Origin of the sequence: Candidatus Tisiphia endosymbiont of Neophilaenus lineatus (genome assembly GCF_964264975.1) — a bacterium.
Classification (GTDB): domain Bacteria; phylum Pseudomonadota; class Alphaproteobacteria; order Rickettsiales; family Rickettsiaceae; genus Tisiphia.
The window spans coordinates 713,123-734,561 of record NZ_OZ183649.1; the positions used below are offsets into that span (position 1 = coordinate 713,123).

Below are 21,439 nucleotides of genomic sequence, written 5' to 3' on the forward strand. Positions count from 1 at the left end.
CTCATGTACATTCAAGTACGCTGCGGTTCAAGGTGAAGTGTCTCCTTCAAATCTTTCAGTATAAGCGAGTTTCGAAAGAAGTCTATTTTAGTTACTGGCTACATATTGTCATTTTGCAGATTTTGTCATTTGGGGCATAGTTAAATCAAATAAATTGAACAAACTTTACCCTAGACTATCAAACCGATATCTTCTAACAAACTGTTCTAATAGTTTGTTTATATTTTTACATAATGCATAGCATTGTGTTTGCTGCTTACATAAAACTGAAATTAAAGTAAATTAGGGAACACCATAACCTCCTACCTTCCGAGTTTTAAAAGTAGTAACTGGCTTTTTGGATTCTTGCTTAATTTCAACAATTCTATCATGTAGGAATTTTTGTAAATTTACATCATCTTTAACATTAACATGTTCTCCTTTCTGTTGGTATCCCATTTTAGGAGAGCCATTTATACTTTCTTTCCTCTGTGCTGTCATTACTCTAACCGGCCCTACATTCGCTTCTTCTTCTCCTCCAAGAGCAATTTGTTGAACTTTTTCCATCCTTTTATCCGATTCAACCCGTACCAATTCATGTAATAGTTCTATCTTTTCTTGAGGAGTTGATAATTTGTCTAATTCTCCATTGATATGTTCTTTTTTTCCTGCAAGATCTTTTCCACGTAAATTTGCATATAAAGATTCTGCTAGTTTCGTAATATCCTTACTGATTTTCCGCACTGGAAATAATAGAGAGTGCCTAAGACTACTCACCGTCTTTTCCAAAGTGTCCTCTAAATGCTTTGGCATAGCTGGTTTGCTGGCTGTATATACCATACCATCGTTTGTTGGGAATTGCATGAGATCAACTTCAGGAGTTTTAACCTCTAATTTCACTTCTTCACTTTTGAGTTCATGAGAAGAGGAAACCACAGCTTCTTTTGTTCTATCCAACTCCTCAGTCTTCTGAGGGGAAGTTATAATACTGTCCACAGATAGTGGATCGATAGATTGTGAAATATCCACGCTATGTCCCTTGTTTTTGGCTACTTCTTGCATCATTGCTTTATATTTTTCTTGCGTTACTGGCAAGGTATAGATTTGTCCCCCATGTTCTATATACCCAACTGCATCAGAACCAATTCCATTAAACTTAACTGGACGTGGCGAGCTGACCTCGATTAGCTTACCATCATCATCATAGTGAGCCGTAAAATATACAGCCTTACTTGCAGCAATATTCCTGCCATGCTGATCCTTTACCGCTAGCGATAAATGCATTGGACCACCATCCTTAAGTTCTATCGGAAAATCTATCGTCCTATAATTTTTAATTTCTACTGTAGTACCATCACTTTTTTGCACTGTTTTAGGAGGATTTATTTGATGTGTTGCTTCTGTTAATGTAGCAATCTCGTGACCACTTGCATCTCCTACTATCTGCGTTTTAGTAGTAATACCATTGCCACTTTCTCCAACTCCATCCTTCCATTCCATAGGACTAAATCTATCTGTAAACTGGGTATGAACATTTTTGTAGCCGGCAATTTCTACTTGTTCTAAAGCTCTTTTTAACTCAGATCCTTTAAGAACTTCACTGATTTTCTCTTTGTTTTCTTCATTTTCACAGTACACACGAAATTTAGTTATATCTTCAATTGCTTCTAGTTCTACCATATTATTCTTTACTAGAGCTTCAACTATTAGCTCCCTCTGCTTGGTTAAGATTTGGTTTCTAATTGCTTGGGTTATAGGGTCAACATCTCGATCAGCAGCAGAAAAAGAAGGGGTACGGATAGCGTCAAGATAATGGTCTGCTAATTCTCTAGGATTTTCCTCAGCAGGATCTTGTAACACAAAAACGTCCTGAGCAAGTTCTTCTTGAGCAGGTTCTTCTCCTTTAGTAAAAGCAATGATTGCCTGCAACTTATCTTTATATCCTTGCCAACCATCAGGCATTTTCTCTTGCTGCATGGACTGTGCCAATTTGTCAGCTAGTTCCTGAAACACTATAGCTTTATTAAGTGTTAATTTATCTTGTTCAGTTAAATCATCTCTAGCCTTGTCCCCTATCTTTTTACCTTCATCAGCAGTAGTCTTGATTGTTTCAGCCAAGCCGTCTAATACATCATTTATTACAACAACCTTGTTTTTTTGTGGAATCGAATGATTTCCCGAAACTCTATTTGGAATTTCCAGTAGATAGTCAAATAGAGAATTAATGACCTGATTTTCAACGGGGCTATCTTTTACATTACTGTCTACTTTTTTTCTAGCTTCATCTATTTCAATCATCAAGTCTGTATAATAATCAAAATACTCTCTAGGATTTTTCTCTTTACTCATTTTTACCACCCTATTCTTAAATTCTAGCTATATTTGATGCTAGATAATATTCTTCTTTAAAGCAACTAATTTGTTTTTATTTTGTTTTATTTTTAAGGCAACTTCCTTAAAAAGGATAGTCCATCACTTTAATTATATCATAAATAATATTAGCACTAAGCATATACGCAATTATATCTTGACATTTTCTTTGCCTAGAGGCAAACTAAGCTTTAACAGGCAACAGTAATGGTAATTATGATCTTGATATTTATTTTAATGTTTTATGTTTTTACAATTAATAGGCACAGAGATAGTCAAAAGAGCTATAATCTTATCATACCATTATTTTATATTAATTTTTTAATAGCTAGTATCTATTTTTACTTACATGCTACTGACCACTTAAATATCTCTTTTTAATCTGTTCTGAAACCAGTTTCAAGCCAACCTACAATTATATATATTGCTATTGCTATTTTATGTATAGTAACAAATGTCATAGCCTTTATTTTCCAATTTTTTTATTATGAACCACCCTGCCCTTTATGTTTATTACAAAGATTCGGTTTTATTGCTATCGGACTTGGAGCACTACTTAGCATAATATATAATCCTTATTGGAAATATGATATGATTATATTCACCTCTAGTATTTATACGTTGATGGTAGGGCTTAGGCAGGTTTTGCTGCATATTTTACCCCATGATTTAGGATATGGTAATACTTTCCTTGGGTTACATTTTTATACATGGTCAGCAATAATTTCTTTTTCTTTAATCCTATTAATGTCTATAATTCCTATAATTAGCCTTATTCTAAGTAAATTTAGTATACTACAATTTTATCCTAGTTTTGTACCTACATTAATTGAGATTAGTTTGATAATTATCACTCTTGTTAATGTGTTTGCAACTTATTTTGAATGTGGTTTTGGCATGTGTCCTAGCGATCCTACAACTTACTTAGAATGGAAAAATTTACAGCAATTATTTAGTATTAGTTAAGCAATTTTAATTTATTAGATATACTCGGTGAACTTCAAGAATTGGCGTCGTCGTGTCTAAAGATCTCCGCTGCTCACGTACTAATGTACGCTCTGCTGCTCGACTTTGACACTCCTAGCTCTTCTTGAAGTTATACTATCGTCTACCAACTCTTCATTTACGAGCAGTATATACGTTTAAAAAAAATAACTATTCAAGCAGTTTAATTCTATTATTATAACAGAACATCATGAAAATTTTTAATAATAACCAATAAATGGAGGATAAAATGCCAAAAAGTTTTGTAGAACAATTAAAAAAAGGAGCAGCAAAATTAGCAGATAAGGTAGAACAAAAGGTAGATCAATTTGTTGATGCTGTACCAACTGATGATGAGATAATAGACAAACTCCGAGATGGATTAAAAAAAGTTAACTCTAAAGTTGCTCAAGTAAGCCCAGAAACTGCAAAAACTTTGCGGAAGATAGAAGAAAAAATAGGGGTTAAGCCAAGTCCACAAAATCTTGCTGAAATAGTTGATGACTTACATAATCTCAAAGATAATTTTATGAAAGATATGAAAACTCCAAAAGTTATCACTCAATTCGGTGATTTTTTAAAATCTACTGTCGCTTTAATAGGATCTATTGGTAAATCTCCAGCAGAGCGTGGAAAAGCTTATAATAACTTTACCAAATCTGCAGAAGCTCTAGGTAAAGCGATTAGCAAAGCATTCGAGGGGTCAAGAACACGTTGAAGATAAAATAATACTACCAAGGCAGATATTGATTCCCGCGTGGGTTCATTAGTGTCCGGAGGGCACCGTCAAGTTAAGAGAAATGTAAATTAAGTATTGAGCAAATGTAGGGAATAATTTATAGATTATCAGTGACAATTGTTACCTAAATTTCAGTGCTATGTGTATTATTCAATCCCCAAAGAGACATCGTTTTCCAGTAAGCATTATTAGCCATGCAGTATGGTTATATCATCGATTCAATAATAGTTACAGAGATGTACAAGAACAAATGGCCTATCGAGGTATTATTTTAAGTCATGAGACAGTAAGATTTTGGTGCAATAAATTTGCGGTTTATTTTCAAGATGTTATCAGAAAGCGAGAGAGGAAACCAACTGATAAATGGCATTTAGATGAGATGAATATTAAGATTAAAGGCGAGGTATTGATATTATGGAGAGCTGTTGACTCTGAGGGGCATGAATTAGAAGTATTACTGCAGAAGCGTCGTAATAAAAAATCAGCTATTCGTTTTTTATCAAAATTATTGGGTCATTATCCAGCTCCAAGAGTAATTGTTACTGATAAGCTCAGAAGTTACATTAAGCCGATTAAGCTTATGTGCCCTAAAACTGAGCATCGCACTCATAAAAGACTAAATAATCGTGTTGAGAATGCTCATCAACCAACTAGGCGCAACGAGAAGATATTAATTAAATTTAAGCATCCTAATTCAGCCCACTGTAAATTATCACTGATGGGAAAAGTCAGAAATATATTTGCCGTAAATGTTGGAAGATATAGTAAAACAGCAATTGAGCAAAGAATTACATTTGCATCAGCTAAATCCATTTGGGACGAAGCCACTCAAAGACTTCTTGCTGCCTGAAATCTAAAAATATAGCTCTTTTTGATACTATTTTACTTAACTTGATGGTAACATTCATTGTTATAATAATTTAATATTTCTCTACCTATTACAACTAACGATAGTATAATATTCTGGCTTAATCAAGTAATTTTTTATTGATATTGATAAGATTTTTTATTAAAATATCACTAATTAGGATAAATATTATTGCTAATAAAGCACTTATATCCCCAAATTGGGAGTATAAAGTTTCATATTCTAGCTTATTTGCTAATAAACTATCTATATAACCTACTTCATTGAGAGCTCGTTGTTGAATAATTCTGCCTACTGGATCTATTACGGCAGATATACCATTATTAGCCGTTCTAAGCATAGGAAGACCATTTTCTATACTACGCATACGACTAATCTGTAAATGTTGGTATGGACCAGAGGAATTTCCATACCATGTATCGTTAGTGGCATTAATAATCACATCTGAAAGTTTATTACTCGTTTGAACAAGGTTTGGAAAGATCGCTTCATAACAAATAAGCGGTTTTATGATTATATTAGGTGTATCAAGACTAACAAGTTGTCTACTCCCTTCAGTATAATCTAATAACCCAGGGGTTAATTTCTTCAAGGGTAATATCCATTTAAGAGGCATATATTCACCAAATGGTACTAAATGAGACTTATGATATTCAAATAATTTATCCCCTTCTTTTGTTAAAGCGTATAAGCTCGTGTAAATCTCAAAATCATCCCCTTTTTTACCATTATTTGTTATACCGCCAGTAATTAAAATTGCTTTTTTCCTTTCCAACATTTTTGATAGTTTCACTTTGATCGGTTTATAATCATACGGTACTACCATAGCGGCTTCTGACCATATAATTAGGTCTACGTCGCCCGGCTCTTTAGACAATGTGATATGAAGATTTAAATTTTTCCAAAATTCTTCAACATCCCATTTAGCAGTTTGTGGGATACTTGGCTGAACTAATCGAACTTTTACATTTGAGAAACTGGTAGGGTTGTTATGCAGCCTTAATAAACCATAGGAAGTTATCAGAGACATTATTAGCAATGAATTTGCTAATAATATTTTTAGTAGATTATATTGTTTAGTAAATAGGTGATAAAAACTTGTTGATATATATACTACAATAAAACTTAAACCGTATACTCCTATAATACTAGAAGGCTGGATAAGAGTATCAGAAAATGAAAAAGCGTATCCAAGCAAATTCCAAGGTAATCCGGTAAATATCCATGATCTTACCCATTCAAAAAATACCCAATAAAGGCAAAAGATAAACTGATACAAACCATGATTCTTTGCTAAAAACCCTAGACCGCAGGTTACAGAAATAAAACAAGCAAGAATAATTGGAAAGCCAAATAATGCCAGTGGTACTGCCCACCAAAATTCATCAATATATACAGTAACTCCTATACTAATCCAGTACATATTGACTAAAAAATGCCCAAAACCAAATATAAAGCCTAATATAGAGGCTTCTTTCCAGCTATTAGCAATTTGTACTTGATAACATAGCAGTGCCAAGGCAAATAATCCAGGTATAAAGAAAATTGGAGCAAAAACTAAACCACTAATCATACCTGAAATCAGGGTGAATATTTTGGATGAGAACATTAATGTTACTTTGATAAAAATTGTTTACAAAAATATACATCATGCTATTGTTTGGGCAAGGTTTTAATAAAAATAAGGAATATGTATGCAAGTTAAAGTTACTGCTTTGCTTGATGGTAAGAAAGGATTAATTACAGGTGTCGCTAATAATTTATCAATATCTTGGGCTATTGCTCAAATTGCCAAAGAACATGGTGCAAACTTAGCCCTTACCTATCAAGGAGAAGTGCTTGAGAAACGCGTTATACCACTTGCTGAAGAAATTAAGTGTGATTTCGTTGTTCCATGTGATGTAACAGATGAAGAATCACTTGATAATTTGTTTAAAATTATTGAGCAAAAGTGGGGTAAACTCGATTTTTTGGTTCATTCTATAGGTTTCTCTGACAGGAATGAATTAAAAGGCAGATACATAGATACCTCATTGTCTAACTTTCTTAATACCATGAATATATCATGTTATTCTCTAATTGCCTTGGCAAAACGTGCAGAACCTTTGATGAAAGACGGTGGTAGTATCCTTACCCTAACTTATTATGGCTCACAAAAAGTAGTTCCTAATTATAATGTCATGGGGCCTGCTAAAGCTGCGTTAGAATCTAGTGTAAAATATCTTGCAACTGATATGGGCTCAAATAACATCCGAGTAAATGCCATATCAGCTGGGCCTATAAAAACTCTAGCATCTAGTGGTATTAATGATTTCAAAACTATGTTAGCTCTCCATGAAGCTGCATCGCCGTTACGCAGAAACACTTCTCAGCGTAATGTTGCAGGGGCTGCATTATATTTGCTGAGTAACTTAGCAGAAGGAGTTACTGGTGAAATACATTATGTAGATTGTGGCTATAACACTACAGTAGGGATGGGTAAAGGTTCTAGTAATTGCCATTAACTATTGGTCGCGGGAACGCCAATTCTTGAAGTTCTACCTGAGTATATTCGGTTTCCTAAATCACTTTGATAAAGTTATCATCAGGAATCAATGGGGCACCGTCAAGTTAAGAGAAATGTAAATTAAGTATTGAGCAAATGTAGGGAATAATTTATAGATTATCAGTGACAATTGTTACCTAAATTTCAGTGCTATGTGTATTATTCAATCCCCAAAGAGACATCGTTTTCCAGTAAGCATTATTAGCCATGCAGTATGGTTATATCATCGATTCAATAATAGTTACAGAGATGTACAAGAACAGATGGCCTATCGAGGTATTATTTTAAGTCATGAGACAGTAAGATTTTGGTGCAATAAATTTGCGGTTTATTTTCAAGATGTTATCAGAAAGCGAGAGAGAAAACCAACTGATAAATGGCATTTAGATGAGATGAATATTAAGATTAAAGGCGAGGTATTTATATTATGGAGAGCTGTTGACTCTGAGGGGCATGAATTAGAAGTATTACTGCAGAAGCGTCGTAATAAAAAATCAGCTATTCGTTTTTTATCAAAATGATTGGGTCATTATCCAGCTCCAAGAGTAATTGTTACTGATAAGCTCAGAAGTTACATTAAGCCGATTAAGCTTATGTGCCCTAAAACTGAGCATCGCACTCATAAAAGACTAAATAATCGTGTTGAGAATGCTCATCAACCAACTAGGCGCAACGAGAAGATATTAATTAAATTTAAGCATCCTAATTCAGCCCACTGTAAATTATCACTGATGGGAAAAGTCAGAAATATATTTGCCGTAAATGTTGGAAGATATAGTAAAACAGCAATTGAGCAAAGAATTGCATTTGCATCAGCTAAATCCATTTGGGACGAAGCCACTCAAAGACTTCTTGCTGCCTGAAATCTAAAAATATAGCTCTTTTTGATACTATTTTACTTAACTTGACGGTGCCATTTTATCATTTTTTAAGGAAAGAAATGGTATACACAAAAGAATGAAGAAAAAATGAGACATTTTATTGAAGCAATATGGTTTATTGTTAGAACAGGTTGCCAATGGTGTCTTCTAGCTGATGATTATGGTTGTTGGTACAGTATTTATCGCAGATTTAAGAGATGGGTTAACAAAGGTATATGGGAGGATTTAATGGATTATGTTAAAGTAGATGCAGATATAATCAATTATGATTGATGCAACTATTGTGAGAGCACATGCTTGCTCATCTGGATATATCATACCAATTGCAATAATTAACACGGTGTATTTATCCAATCTCTATACATAATTGATTTTACTAAATCTACATTATGAGCAAGTTGATTCCAAGCGTAACAAGCCATAGTAACGATATCTTCATATACACCATAACATTGGTTAGACAAGAAATGATTTTTAATCCATTCCCAAACTTGTTCCATTGCATTAAGTTCCGGTGCATAGGGCGGAAGCGGTATCAAAGTGATATTGCTTGGCACAGTTAGTTTTTTGGCTGTGTGCCAACCTGCATTATCCGTTAGTAAAGCTATATGTCGGTTGCCTTGAATACTGCGAGAAAGCTCTTCTAAGAATTTAGACTAATTGCAATAATTAACACCGTGTTAATTATTGCAATTGGTATTATTTCAACATATATTTACGGAGCTGCTTGCCATGAGACAGGAGAAGCTTGTGCATTAATTTTACCATATGCAAACACACAGGCAATGAATAAATTCTTAGAAGAGCTTTCTCGCAGTATTCAAGGCAACCGACATATAGCTTTACTAACGGATAATGCAGGTTGGCACACAGCCAAAAAACTAACTGTGCCAAGCAATATCACTTTGATACCGCTTCCGCCCTATGCACCGGAACTTAATGCAATGGAACAAGTTTGGGAATGGATTAAAAATCATTTCTTGTCTAACCAATGTTATGGTGTATATGAAGATATCGTTACTATGGCTTGTTACGCTTGGAATCAACTTGCTCATAATGTAGATTTAGTAAAATCAATTATGTATAGAGATTGGATAAATACACCGTGTTCATTATTGCAATTGGTATAAGATAGTTACAACACAAGAACAAAAAGAAAAGCAAATACAGACTAACTTTGATCAGCCAACAGAGAGTAAATTAGAACTGTTAGATGAAGTTCTTCCTTCCCTAGGAGATTTAGACTACTCTTATGACATATTATAGGGATTATACTATTTTGCTTTAAAGAAAAGACAATAGCAAAACTTCTAGGACTCCTAGTATAATTTTCATCAAAACTAAGGATTATTTCTCCCATTTTTCTTAAAGCTTTGTACTAATCATTCTAGTTACAAACCTTTTTGATAGATGGTATACTGCTCGTAGGATCATCTGAATATACCACTAGAATCTTGGATAAATGACGACGCAATTTTTGGTTTTCTATTCTAGAGTATTATAGTATACTTCTGATGAGTTTTTTATCATTAGACCTCTTTCGAAACTATACTTCTGCTGGTGATTTGTACGTCGATGCGGTACTCGAATCCTCACGTACATTAGAGTACGCTGCGGTTCTGCGTTCCGCGTCTCCTTCAAATCCCTCAGCACAAGCGAGTTTCGAAAGAGGTCTATTCTATTCAATTTTTAGGTTCATAACAACCTATTTTGACTATCCAAGTTAGTAATACCTCCTCACGAAAGCAGGAACGTCCATATATGACATCCTAGGCTATTAAACCGATGTCTTACATCAACTGAGGTTATATACCTCCTACTTAAACTTGTACATTTGGTTAATTTATGAAGTCATATACTTTTAAAGAGCATTTTTTAGAGCTAAAGGCTAGGTTCTTACGAGTATTTGCTGCATTCATTATTGGTTTTATTATTTGTTATTGTTTCAGTAACGATATATATAACATTTTATTAGAGCCACTTGCAGAATTAGATCATGCTGATATAAGGAAAGTAATCTATACTGGTCTTACTGAAGCATTCTTTACTTATATAAAACTTGCAGCTTTTGTTTCTTTTGTCATGATTATGCCAATTATCGCTATAGAATGTTTTTTATTTATAAGACCTGGGTTATATTCAGGTGAGAAGAAATATGCAGCTTTTATTCTTTTTATGTCGCCTGTTTTGTTTTGGTGTGGGAGCATTTTTGTATTTTATTTTGTTATGCCGCGTGCATGGCAATTTTTTCTAAGCTTTGAAGATAATAATGCTATTATTCCACTAATTCTAGAAGCTAGAATTAGTGAATATTTAAACTTAGTAATTCAGTTAATTATTGCGTTTGGTATAGCTTTCCAATTACCAATTATTATGTTAATATTAAATTTATTAAAAATATTAACAGCAAAAGACTTAGTGGACAAAAGAAGATCGTCTATAGTAATTATTTTTATTATTGCTGGTATTTTAACTCCACCGGATGTACTTAGCCAATTTGCCCTTGCAATACCAATGCTTTTATTATATGAAACTTCAATTATTATGTGTAAATTTGTAGAAAATCGAGGAAGTTAAATGTTAGATATATGTTAGATATAAAGTGGATTAGGGAGAATAAGCAGGAATTTGATGATCTACTTATCAAAAGGGGAATTCCCCCAATGTCCGATAAAATTACTAAACTAGATGAAAGCAAACGCCAGCTAACTAATCTTATTCAGCAATTTCAGCATGCAAGAAGGAAGAAATCTAGGGATCTAGGCAACATGCCTAACAAATTTAGTAAAGAATTTGAAGAAATAAAGCGTGATGTGGACCACATAAATGAGAAACTGGAAGAACTGAATTTAAAATTAAATAGTAATCACCAGTTAAACGATATGTTGGAGGTATTGCCAAACCTTCCTGATCCCGACGTACCATATGGCACTGATGGCAGTATGAATAAACTGCTTAAAACAGTAGGAGACATTACAACAAAACTATCTCTTCCATTACCTAAGCAGCATTTTGAACTTGGTGAAAGTTTAGGAATGATGGATTTTGTACGTACTGCTAAAATGTCTGGTAGTAGGTTTGTGACTCTAAAGGGAGATTTAGCAAAGCTAGAACGTGCATTGATTAATTTTATGATTGATACACATACTCAAGAATTTGATTTTACTGAACTATCTCCTCCATCTTTGGTGCGACCAGCTGCTATGTATAATAGTGGTCAATTGCCAAAATTTGCAGAAGAGTCGTTTGAAACGGTGAATAATTACAGGTTAATTCCAACAGGTGAAGTACCTCTTGTTAATATGGTGACCGATACCATAATAGCTAGGGAAGAATTGCCTATACGTTATGTTGCTTACACACCCTGTTACAGATCAGAATCTGGAAGTAGTGGTAGAGATACTAGAGGTATGATACGTATGCACCAGTTTGGTAAAGTTGAGTTGGTTACAATAACTACTGCAGAAGAATCTCAGCGTGAACATGAATATATAACTAATGCAGCTGAAACCATTCTAAAAAAACTTGATCTACCATATAGAGTTATGTTGCTTTGTACTGGAGATATGGGATTTACTGCCAAAAAGACCTATGATTTGGAAGTATGGTTGCCTGGTCAAAATCTATACCGTGAGATTTCAAGTTGTTCTAATTGTGGAGATTTTCAGGCTAGAAGGATGAAAGCTAGATATAAAGAATTTGGTAGCAACGAAACCACTCTTGCCCATACTTTGAATGGTTCTGGTTTACCAATTGGTAGGACAATAATCGCAATTCTAGAAAATTACCAAAATGCAGATGGTTCAATAACAGTTCCAGATGTTTTGGTGAGTTACATGGGTGGGTTGGAGAGAATTCATACCACTAAAGAGTATAAATAACATGTATTTGATAGGTATCATTGGTGTTCAAAATAGCTAGCAACTCAAGAAAAGTTGATAAGGATTTATATAATAATTCTGCAGAGGATTTCATTCCAATTGCTTGTCATTATAATGAGAATACTTTGTTAACTAAGAATGGCGAACTACTCCAAACTATCCAAATAAATGGTATCAATGCAGAAAATATTAGCACTAAGTTATTCAATTTACGAGAAGTAGTGCGTAATGCGATTAAGAAAAATGTTCATAATAAAAATTTTGCATTTTGGATACATACTGTACGACGTAAGACAAACTTAGATGACCCAACTCCTTACAATAAATTGTTACCAGCTAATATTCACAATTTATGGCAACAAAAAAATTACTGGGATGATAAATTTGTTAATACCTTATATATCTCAATAATTTATGATTCTAATAACATTAAAGTTAAAGATATCAACTCTTTAATAACTTCTTTGTCTTTCGATAAACTTGTCAATTACCAAAATAACTATTTAGATAGTGTTTTTAAAATGCTAAATAGTACTGTTGACAAAATACTTTTGGATTTACAAGATTTTGGTGCAGTAAAGTTAGGAATAAGATTTGAAGGGGAAGAATCTTACTCTGATTTGATGTTTTTATATCGTAGAATAATTCATCTCAACGAAGAATATTGCTTAGTACCGATTGCAAATCTATCTAATGCTTTAGCCTCTAATCAATATGCAGTTGGTAACGATAAGATTGAAGTAATAAGTAGACATGATAAAAAGTTTGCATCCATTATTTCAATCAAGGAATATCAAGAAGTATCATCAGCTGCACTTGATGGATTCCTACAATTACCTGTGGAATTAATAGCAACAGAAATATTTTACTTCGTTGATAAAAAAGAAGTATCTAAAACATTTGAACAACAGGCATATATTTTACAAGTTAGTAAGGATACTAAACTTGCTGAAATTACAGGAATAGATAAGATAATGAACCTTGATGCTTCAATCCCGAACCAATTTTGTAAACAACAAATTTCTATTGCTATTATAGGGTCAGATTTGGAGAAATTGGATCAATCAATTGCCCAAGCATCTAAGGAACTTGCTAAAATTGGTATTGTCCATGTGCGGGAAGATATAAACTTAGAGCAAACATTTTGGGCACAGCTCCCAGGGAACTTTTCCTATGTTAGGAGGCTCGCTCCCACAATTATAGAAAATACCGCCGCTTTGGCCTCATTACATAATTTCCCGACCGGAAACCAAAATAACATATGGGGTAAAGCGGTGACTTTGCTTAGAACAGAAAAAGGAACTCCTTACTTTATGAATTTTCATGCTAAAAGTAATAATAGAGGAAATACTTGTATTTTTGGCACAGCTAATACTGGTAAGACTGTACTAATAAATTTTTTAATTTCTGAAGCAACTAAATACAAGCCAACAATATTATATCTTTCCAATAATAATAATTCAAAGATTTTTGTTGAATCAATTGAAGGGCAATGGTTTGAAAAGGAGAAGAACCTAATAAATCCATTTCTACTAGATGATACTCTAGAGTCAAGGCATTTCGTTATCGAATTTCTTAAGATAATTTGCAATCATTCTTTTTACCCTCTAACCAAAGCAGAATTAGCTTTTCTAGAAAACTTCGCTGATAAAATTTGGACTTTAGATAATAAAGATCGTAATTTTTCCTCCATTTTAAAAACAATGGACTTTTCTATAGAAGATGGAGATTTAATTAAACTAAGGTTAACTGATTATACAAAAGGAGGATTATATGATGGTATATTTGATAGTGATAAATTCCCTTTATCTGAAGGCGGCATAATCGGATTTAATTTGTATCCTTTTTCTGGGAAGTCTTTGACTGAACGTTTTTATCCAACAGATAGAAAACTTCTAGAAGATTTTTCAATAAATTTGACTAAACATAATAGTTTATGTGCAGGATTAATATATGCTTTTAATTATCACTTAACTATTATAGGGAAGAGTCCAAAAATATTAGCCATAGATAATCTAGATTCCTTATATAGACCGGAAAATTTTGATAACATATCACAAATGATTTCTGATAGATTGCTGAGTAATAATGGAATAATGGTTAGTAATTTTAATTTTAGTTATCTACAGTCAACAAAAACAAAGGTGCTACAGAATTGGTTGGATTTAATAGACACTAAAATAATTTTACCATCAGAAATAAAATCACAGTATTTAGAACAAATTTTAGGATTAAATGAATCAGAAATAAATAAATTATCGAAATTTACAATTGCTTCTAGAATGTTCTTAATAAATCAAAATAATCAATCTATTGCTTTGGAGTTAAGTATAGGAAGTTTAATTGGCATTATCAAGATTCTATCCTGTAGAACCGAGGAATTAAAAATATATCAAGAAATATTACAACAATATCCAGGACATCCTGATAATTGGATTAATCCTTTGTATATAGCATTAAATCATATTTAGTTGTAAGAGGAGTTTGGTGCTAAAAAAATATTATCTAGCATTTTTTTTGTTGATTTACTCTAGCAAGAGTTATTCTTCATTTTGGGATGGAGTTGCACAAGGTCTAAGTGATCCTTGCAATTGCGGGTATAGTGAGATAAATGAAACATGGAATGGAAGTATAAAACGAACAATAAAGCCAAATCCTATATGCCCACCATGGAATAGGCGGGATGGACGTGATACAGATAATTGCTTGGTTCAATTTAACCCTCCTGAGATATTTATTGGATTTTATCTTCAGCACTGTGCGGAACGTACACCAGAAAGCTCTTATTTTTCACCAAAGATTCGTATAAGAACTCAAAGTTGTAATGCAGTTGCATGCTGGAATCAATCCACTACTTTGAATTGGGATGGTGAATGCATAATATGGCCTGGGGCTTATGCCCTACCCTTACTCAGAATTTGTGCTAGGGTTGCTGTTCCTGCAGTTGCACCAACAGCCTTGAATAGTAAAGGAACGCCAGCAGACCCTGGTTATACACCTGGAAAACATTTGAATGATGTTGGCTTTACAGAAGATGATAAACCGATTATTGGAAGTGATGGAAAACCGATCGTTGGAGATGATGGAAAACCGTTTAATAGACCAAAGCTATGTGCATATAGTGATCCTGGCTTGGTAAACCTCGTCTCAGCTACCGGAGTTCACTTAGATCCGATGGACTGGAATCCAATAAGACAACCTCTTCATAAAACAGATGAGTTACACCCTTTTGCAAAAATTCTAAAGTTTTTAATAGACATTAAGTCTAGTATGAGTATATCAGTACTATTAGGTAAGTTATTAGACATGATTGCTTCTGACAATACACCGGGTCTTGATGTTATAAAAGAAATAGTTAAATGGATAGGATATATTTTTGAACAACAATGGATGTATGAGGTGGCAAAACAAATAGTAGAAGCACTTGGTGCACTAAATCGTTCTGTTGATGACTACCAATTTGGTTGCGTTGAATTACCATTAGGTCCTTTCCCACCACCATATTGCCCTAAATTAAAACAGTTCATTATTACTCCTACGACAAAGCTTGTATGCAGTAAAAAGAAAGGTAATTTATTTGTTCAATCTTCAAATGCACCATGTGTGGTGTCTAAATTAAGAAATAATTTTATTCATAATGTCGTACGTGTTAGTTTAGACAATCTTGTCCCTCTTTGTAGAAATAAAGAAAATCCACAAGAAACCGATAAATGTGTAGTAATAGATAATCTTGGTCCATTTTCTTCAGCCAAAGGAATTCATATTGCTACCATTCAACGCGATGCAATAAAAAAATGTTCAGCTCATGATAAAGAACGTTGTGTTAACACAAAAATTCCCTTTGAATGTACTATTGAGGATGGTTGCAAAGATGGCTTTAGGATAGTTTACGCACAAAAAGTAGGTGATCATTCTGCACCAAGTAGTTACTATGTTGATGATTTACCTGATTGTAATAGCGAAGAAGCAAATGGTAAGATTACTTGTCAAGAAATATGGGGCATAAATATTGGTGAGTTTATTGATGTTAGTCTTGCATTTCCTCCTATACAAGGTCAAGATCCTACAAGTTTACTACCGCTCAAAAAAACCTTTAAGCTCAGAGATAATGTCAGTGATAGGACTTTTGTTGCTTCAATTACTAGGAATACTATATTGGATACTACCTTAAATCCTAATCTTCGTCGTGATCCAAAATCTATTTGTGTAGCGGAAGGAGATAACTTGGTTGGTTGTGAAGACAGAGTAACAGATGGTTACCAAATCCTAACCTATCCATGTGGAGGACTTCCTGGAGTTACTTGCCATAATAATAGCTATTATAACCCTCAATTTATTGCGTCAATAGTGTCAGACGATAAAGGGAATACTGTTGATTCAACTAGTACTGTTATTACACCATTGTCGGTTACTCAGTCAATAGCAGGCGAGACAGAAGCAATAATAAATTTAGCAGGATTTAATTTTACTTCCTTCATGGCATATATTTCTAATACCCCCCCCACTATATATACTGCTATGCCATTTTCTGGCAAAAAATCTATGAATCCTTTAACGATATATGGTAATTATAAAGACGACAAGATCCCCTATGATGCTAAGACAGGAATTCCTACTACAGATGCTGTATATTTAAAGGGTCTTGAATATATAAATGGTAAATATATTCAAGGTGCAACGCATGGTTGTTTACAATTAAAAGATATAGACAAATGTATTCCTGGAGTAAATAATACTAACTGTGTACTAGCAAGACTACTTGAATCAGATACAGTTGATTGCTCAAAATTTAAGACAAAAAGTATGCAATACCTAGGTCTGCAAATCTGTCAGGATACTCATACTGGTTGTAACTCTGCGGAGACTATAGACGATCTTAAGACAAAGGGTATTACGATTTATAAATGTGATAACTCTATGTATTGTTATAAAAATAATCGTAAGCCAAATATTGAAGTATGTAAAGTGTCTATAGATAGTAATAATAGAATCGATCCTTCCCCGTCACTAGGTCCTACAATAAACATTGATGGGCAGCATTATACTGCTAAGTTTAATGAGCAAGGTATTCTTGTCGATAAGGATGGTATTTCTCTTGACAAAACTGCTGCAATCCGAGATAAAACCCCACAAGAATTAGGTTTTTGTACTTCAGTTCTTGCCCCTAAATGTCAAGCAATTACCACCCCAACTAATGACAGTGGTAATGCAACATGGTCTAGCACAGAAACAGATGATCCTGACACAAAAATAGGTGATTTGGCACTAGGTACTTGTAAGCCTGGTTGGGTATTAATTGATCCGAATAAACCGCTACAACGTTATTGTCTATCAAATATCGATACTAAAACAGTGGCCTTTGAAGCCTTACCGGACGGTGTTGGATGTAAAGAGAATACTGGTCTTAATTTCCAATATACAAGTGATAAAAAAGATTTCCCTGTTAACAATAACTACGATACTTTAACTAAGGTTGGAACCTTTATACTTGGTGGACCATACCGTTCTGCAGCACATACTTACGATACATTTTATTGCGTAAATTATGAGTTTGATATACCAAATACTAACATGCTAAACTCTTTCACCATAGGTGGTACTGGCTCATATTATGATGATTACATAATGATTAAAGTTAATAATCAGCTTATTCATACTGGTCCTGATAACTTTAACTCTATGGAATGTAGAAATTACAATGCTGACCGTACTCACTGTGATGTTTACATTTCTAGAAATGGCAAATTTGTAAAAGCATCCGACATAGGTAGAGCTAATAACCTAGCACAACTTAATCTTATGCCACATTTACAAAATGGTAAAAATAATATTAATACTTGTGTGGGAATAGTTGGTGGAGGAACTTTAAATGTTACTATTAAATATCAACTGAAATAACCTGAGTTTGATAAAGACATCAGGCTATCACCATTACTATTAGTCAACAGACCTCTTTCGAAACTCTACTTCTGCTGGTGATTTGGACAATGATGCGGTACTCGAATCCGTAACGGAATTAGAGTACGCGTTATGGTGTATATGAAGATATCGTTACTATGGCTTGTTACGCTTGGAATCAACTTGCTCATAATGTAGATTTAGTAAAATCAATTATGTATAGAGATTGGATAAATACACCGTGTTAATTATTGCAATTGGTATGATATGTTTGAATATTGCAAACAATATAACATGGATTTGTGGAGCAAGAACAATTAAACATTAAGGTTGCTGTTGACAGATCATCTTTAGGTTAAAGAATAGACTTTTAATTTTTAGTTGTAATTTTTAAATCACTATGATATTAATATTTGTAATTATTTTACTGGATTTTCCTCGTATGTTACTTTATAAATTTAATTTGCTTTTATTAAGCTGATTCTAGAAATGAACGTTATAGACAAAGAAAGAGCATTGCTTGCTGCAGTTAGCCAAATTGAAAAAAGTTACGGCAAAGGTTCTGTCATGAAACTCGGTCAACGTCCTGCTGTAAATGTTGAGGCAATACCAACAGGATCGCTAGGGCTTGACTTGGCACTCGGTATAGGTGGGTTACCCAAGGGAAGAATTATTGAAATTTTTGGGCCGGAAAGTTCGGGAAAGACCACTTTAACTCTACATATGATTGCTGAAGCACAGAAGAAAGGTGGTACTTGTGCTTTTATTGATGCAGAACATGCTTTAGACCCAGCATATGCCAAAAAACTTGGCATAAATATTGACGAGCTTATTATTTCTCAACCAGATACTGGAGAGCAGGCACTTGAAATAACTGATACTCTAGTACGCTCTGGAGCTATTGATATGGTCGTTATAGATAGTGTCGCTGCTCTTGTGCCTAAAGCAGAGATTGAAGGGGAAATGGGTGACTCTCATATGGGGTTACAAGCTAGATTAATGAGCCAAGCACTTAGAAAACTCACTGCATCAATTTCAAGAACTAATTGTATAATTATTTTTATTAACCAAATTAGAATGAAAATAGGAGTCATGTTTGGTAGTCCAGAAACTACCACAGGTGGTAATGCTTTAAAATTTTATGCCTCAGTAAGGCTAGATATTAGAAGAATTTCAACAATCAAGGATAAAGAAGATATAGTAGGAAGTCAAACTAAGATCAAAGTTGTTAAAAATAAAGTCTCCCCGCCGTTTAAAACGGCAGAGTTTGATATAACGTATGGTAGTGGTATTTCTAGAGAAAGCGAGATAATTGATCTTGGTGTTAAATTTGAAATAATAGAAAAATCGGGTTCTTGGTTTTCATATAATGACACTCGTATAGGTCAAGGTAGAGAAAATGTCAAGCATTACCTAAGAGAGCACCCTACTATCTGCTCTGAAATAGAACAACTAATTCGTCAAAAGTCTTCTGATAATACTAGTGTTACTTTTAATAGCGAAACGATAACTATAGAAGAGGAAGAATAGAAATGATAGATTTAACTGCTAAAAAATCTCTAATTACTGGAGCATCTGGGACAATTGGTGGTAGCATTGCTAAGCTATTCCACTCTCTTGGTAGTCATGTGATAATTAGTGGTAGTAACCAAGAGAAATTACAAGAACTTGCAAATAACTTAAAAGATAATTATACGATAGTACCATGTAATCTAGCAAATATTGATGAATGTACTAACTTGGTGTCTAGTCTTGAGCAAATCGACATTTTAGTTTGTAATGCCGGAATCACTAAAGATATGCTAGCAATAAAAATGTCCAATGAAATGTTTGATCAAGTTATAGATATAAACTTAAAAGCTAGCTTTATTCTAAATCGTGAAGCGATAAAGAAAATGATGAAAACTCGTTATGGTAGAATAATTAACATATCGTCTGTGGTTGCAGTTTCCGGCAATCCAGGACAGGCAAATTATTGTGCTTCCAAAGCTGGTTTGATCGGTATGACAAAGTCTCTAGCAATTGAGGTAGCAAGTAGGGGTATCACAATTAATGCAGTTGCTCCTGGTTTTATTAAATCAAACATGACTGATAAATTAAACAAAGCTCAAAAAGAGGCTATAATGCAAAAAATTCCTCTTAGAACTTTCGGAGAAGCTGAAGATGTTGCAAATGTAGTAGCTTTTCTAGCAAGTTACAAAGCTTCCTACATCACCGGTCAAACTATCCATGTTAATGGTGGAATGTTGATGATATAGTTGATGATATAATTGAAGAGGTGAAATTATGAAATGAAGTGATGCCTATTATACCTCCTTCGAAACTCTACTTCTGCTGGTGATTTGGACAATGATGCGGCACTCGAATTCGTAACAGAATCAGAGTACGCTGCGGTTCGAGGTAAAGCGTCTCCTTCAAATCCCCTCAGCACAAGCGAGTTTCGAAAGGTCTATTCTTCCGCTTTCAAGGATATTCTCTTAGTAGGTAATTAAATTCTGCACCATATATAAAAATCATGTTAATAATATTAAAAAATATTAAAGTCACTATTATACTACCAAGTGAACCATATATTATACTTAATTGGTTATAATATATTATATAGGTAGATAATAAATATCCACTTATCACCCATAAAATTACCGTTAATAAAGCTCCAGGAACTACGTCTGTAAAATTTAATTTTGCATTAGGGATTATATAATATAGTGATGAGGAGGTAATAAATAATGAGCAGAAAATGATAACATATCGAAAAAGGGTTAAAGTGTGCTTATGTTCTTCTATCATTTGTAAAATTATTGGTAGTTTTGTTAATATTATTGGTACTATAATAAGAATAAGCATGGCAAAGGTAATGAATATACTGATTACTAAAAACTGTGCTATGCTAAGTAATCTTCGCCTTATGTAGGTGGGAGGAGATTTTATCTCATATACCCTATTTAAAATTGTTCTTAAACATTCCACAAAAGATGAAGCAGTCCAAATACTTCCCATTATTGCTAAGGTCATTAGGCTCTGAGGAGGAGTTTTCCCAAGTTCATTTATCCTAGTTTTTATTGAGTCAGTAGCCAGTTCTGGCATACTTTCAAGAAGAATAGTGATAAAATTCTTTCCAAGTTCTGATGCTCCAACAAAACTTGTTAGTGCTAACAAAAAAACTAAAAAAGGAAAGATTGTTAGGAGTACCATAAATGACATATACCCTGAATGTTCAACACCATCGTGTTCAATTGTTCTAAAGGCTGCCTGATATAGGCATTTTATAATTCTTTGCATCAAGTAACTTTC

The 21,439-nt window shown here is 33.7% G+C and carries 13 protein-coding genes and 4 pseudogenes; 13 read left to right on the forward strand and 4 right to left on the reverse strand.

Annotated elements, in window-relative coordinates; all coding sequences use genetic code 11:
• Nucleotides 1-282 precede the first annotated feature (282 nt).
• Nucleotides 283-2,328: a Sca4 family protein gene (locus tag ACFE3K_RS04260; protein WP_375358383.1), complete on the reverse strand. Its 2,046-nt coding sequence runs from the start codon at nucleotides 2,326-2,328 to the stop codon at nucleotides 283-285.
• A gap of 450 nt (nucleotides 2,329-2,778) precedes the next feature.
• Here ACFE3K_RS04260 and ACFE3K_RS04265 point away from each other — a divergent pair, with 450 nt between their 5' ends.
• The 3 genes from ACFE3K_RS04265 (at nucleotide 2,779) to ACFE3K_RS04275 (ending at nucleotide 4,922) form a co-directional block, all read left to right on the forward strand.
• On the forward strand, nucleotides 2,779-3,315 hold the full coding sequence (locus tag ACFE3K_RS04265) for a disulfide bond formation protein B (RefSeq protein ID WP_375359478.1): 537 nt from the start codon (nucleotides 2,779-2,781) through the stop codon (nucleotides 3,313-3,315).
• A gap of 268 nt (nucleotides 3,316-3,583) precedes the next feature.
• Nucleotides 3,584-4,051 (forward strand): hypothetical protein, encoded by a 468-nt coding sequence (locus ACFE3K_RS04270; RefSeq protein WP_375358384.1) that lies wholly within the window; start codon nucleotides 3,584-3,586, stop codon nucleotides 4,049-4,051.
• 160 nt (nucleotides 4,052-4,211) lie between these two features.
• Nucleotides 4,212-4,922, forward strand: a complete 711-nt coding sequence (locus ACFE3K_RS04275; protein ID WP_375358385.1) for an IS6 family transposase — start codon at nucleotides 4,212-4,214, stop codon at nucleotides 4,920-4,922.
• A 118-nt stretch (nucleotides 4,923-5,040) separates the two neighbouring features.
• Here the strand turns inward: ACFE3K_RS04275 and lnt are convergent, their stop codons facing one another.
• Complete coding sequence (lnt, locus tag ACFE3K_RS04280) at nucleotides 5,041-6,549, reverse strand: apolipoprotein N-acyltransferase (protein ID WP_375358386.1); 1,509 nt, start codon at nucleotides 6,547-6,549, stop codon at nucleotides 5,041-5,043.
• An 85-nt stretch (nucleotides 6,550-6,634) separates the two neighbouring features.
• Here lnt and ACFE3K_RS04285 point away from each other — a divergent pair, with 85 nt between their 5' ends.
• The 3 genes and pseudogenes from ACFE3K_RS04285 to ACFE3K_RS04295 form a co-directional block, all read left to right on the forward strand.
• Entirely contained in the window at nucleotides 6,635-7,444 is an 810-nt protein-coding gene (locus ACFE3K_RS04285) for an enoyl-ACP reductase (RefSeq protein WP_375358387.1), read from the forward strand.
• A 193-nt stretch (nucleotides 7,445-7,637) separates the two neighbouring features.
• Nucleotides 7,638-8,348: pseudogene (locus ACFE3K_RS04290) on the forward strand (IS6 family transposase).
• Nucleotides 8,349-8,447: 99 nt separating this feature from the next.
• Nucleotides 8,448-8,639, forward strand: a pseudogene (locus tag ACFE3K_RS04295) (transposase); the annotation flags it as partial.
• Nucleotides 8,640-8,698: 59 nt separating this feature from the next.
• Here ACFE3K_RS04295 and ACFE3K_RS04300 read toward each other — a convergent pair.
• Nucleotides 8,699-9,007: pseudogene (locus tag ACFE3K_RS04300) on the reverse strand (transposase); the annotation flags it as partial.
• Nucleotides 9,008-9,043: 36 nt separating this feature from the next.
• On the opposite strand from ACFE3K_RS04300, the gene ACFE3K_RS04305 reads away from it, so the two are divergent.
• The 7 genes and pseudogenes from ACFE3K_RS04305 (at nucleotide 9,044) to fabG (ending at nucleotide 20,403) form a co-directional block, all read left to right on the forward strand.
• Nucleotides 9,044-9,496, forward strand: a complete 453-nt coding sequence (locus tag ACFE3K_RS04305; RefSeq protein WP_375358388.1) for a transposase — start codon at nucleotides 9,044-9,046, stop codon at nucleotides 9,494-9,496.
• A gap of 715 nt (nucleotides 9,497-10,211) precedes the next feature.
• A pseudogene (tatC, locus tag ACFE3K_RS04315) lies at nucleotides 10,212-10,963 on the forward strand (twin-arginine translocase subunit TatC); the annotation flags it as partial.
• The gene (serS, locus tag ACFE3K_RS04320) at nucleotides 10,955-12,247 is read left to right on the forward strand and encodes a serine--tRNA ligase (protein WP_375359479.1); all 1,293 of its coding nucleotides are present in this window, start codon (nucleotides 10,955-10,957) and stop codon (nucleotides 12,245-12,247) included. The pseudogene tatC and the gene serS, both read left to right, overlap by 9 nt.
• A 32-nt stretch (nucleotides 12,248-12,279) precedes the next feature.
• Nucleotides 12,280-14,718: a VirB4 family type IV secretion/conjugal transfer ATPase gene (locus ACFE3K_RS04325; RefSeq protein ID WP_375359480.1), complete on the forward strand. Its 2,439-nt coding sequence runs from the start codon at nucleotides 12,280-12,282 to the stop codon at nucleotides 14,716-14,718.
• A gap of 235 nt (nucleotides 14,719-14,953) precedes the next feature.
• The gene (locus ACFE3K_RS04330; protein ID WP_375358389.1) at nucleotides 14,954-18,145 is read left to right on the forward strand and encodes a hypothetical protein; all 3,192 of its coding nucleotides are present in this window, start codon (nucleotides 14,954-14,956) and stop codon (nucleotides 18,143-18,145) included.
• 489 nt (nucleotides 18,146-18,634) lie between these two features.
• Nucleotides 18,635-19,675: a recombinase RecA gene (recA, locus tag ACFE3K_RS04335; RefSeq protein WP_375358390.1), complete on the forward strand. Its 1,041-nt coding sequence runs from the start codon at nucleotides 18,635-18,637 to the stop codon at nucleotides 19,673-19,675.
• Nucleotides 19,676-19,677: 2 nt separating this feature from the next.
• Nucleotides 19,678-20,403 carry a 3-oxoacyl-ACP reductase FabG gene (gene fabG, locus ACFE3K_RS04340; protein ID WP_375358391.1) on the forward strand — a complete coding sequence of 242 codons (726 nt, stop codon included), beginning with the start codon at nucleotides 19,678-19,680 and terminating at the stop codon, nucleotides 20,401-20,403.
• A 205-nt stretch (nucleotides 20,404-20,608) separates the two neighbouring features.
• Here fabG and ACFE3K_RS04345 read toward each other — a convergent pair whose 3' ends face one another.
• Nucleotides 20,609-21,427: a YihY/virulence factor BrkB family protein gene (locus ACFE3K_RS04345; protein WP_375358392.1), complete on the reverse strand. Its 819-nt coding sequence runs from the start codon at nucleotides 21,425-21,427 to the stop codon at nucleotides 20,609-20,611.
• Between the last annotated feature and the right edge of the window lie 12 nt (nucleotides 21,428-21,439).

Excerpts from the sequence above, each read along its gene's own strand:
- serS (WP_375359479.1), top strand. The coding sequence starts at position 10,955 with ATGTTAGATATAAAGTGGATTAGGGAGAATAAGCAGGAATTTGATGAT.
- ACFE3K_RS04260 (WP_375358383.1), bottom strand. The coding sequence starts at position 2,328 with ATGAGTAAAGAGAAAAATCCTAGAGAGTATTTTGATTATTATACAGAC.
- ACFE3K_RS04270 (WP_375358384.1), top strand. The coding sequence starts at position 3,584 with ATGCCAAAAAGTTTTGTAGAACAATTAAAAAAAGGAGCAGCAAAATTA.
- ACFE3K_RS04285 (WP_375358387.1), top strand. The coding sequence starts at position 6,635 with ATGCAAGTTAAAGTTACTGCTTTGCTTGATGGTAAGAAAGGATTAATT.
- recA (WP_375358390.1), top strand. The coding sequence starts at position 18,635 with ATGAACGTTATAGACAAAGAAAGAGCATTGCTTGCTGCAGTTAGCCAA.
- lnt (WP_375358386.1), bottom strand. The coding sequence starts at position 6,549 with ATGTTCTCATCCAAAATATTCACCCTGATTTCAGGTATGATTAGTGGT.
- fabG (WP_375358391.1), top strand. The coding sequence starts at position 19,678 with ATGATAGATTTAACTGCTAAAAAATCTCTAATTACTGGAGCATCTGGG.
- ACFE3K_RS04345 (WP_375358392.1), bottom strand. The coding sequence starts at position 21,427 with ATGCAAAGAATTATAAAATGCCTATATCAGGCAGCCTTTAGAACAATT.
- ACFE3K_RS04275 (WP_375358385.1), top strand. The coding sequence starts at position 4,212 with ATGTGTATTATTCAATCCCCAAAGAGACATCGTTTTCCAGTAAGCATT.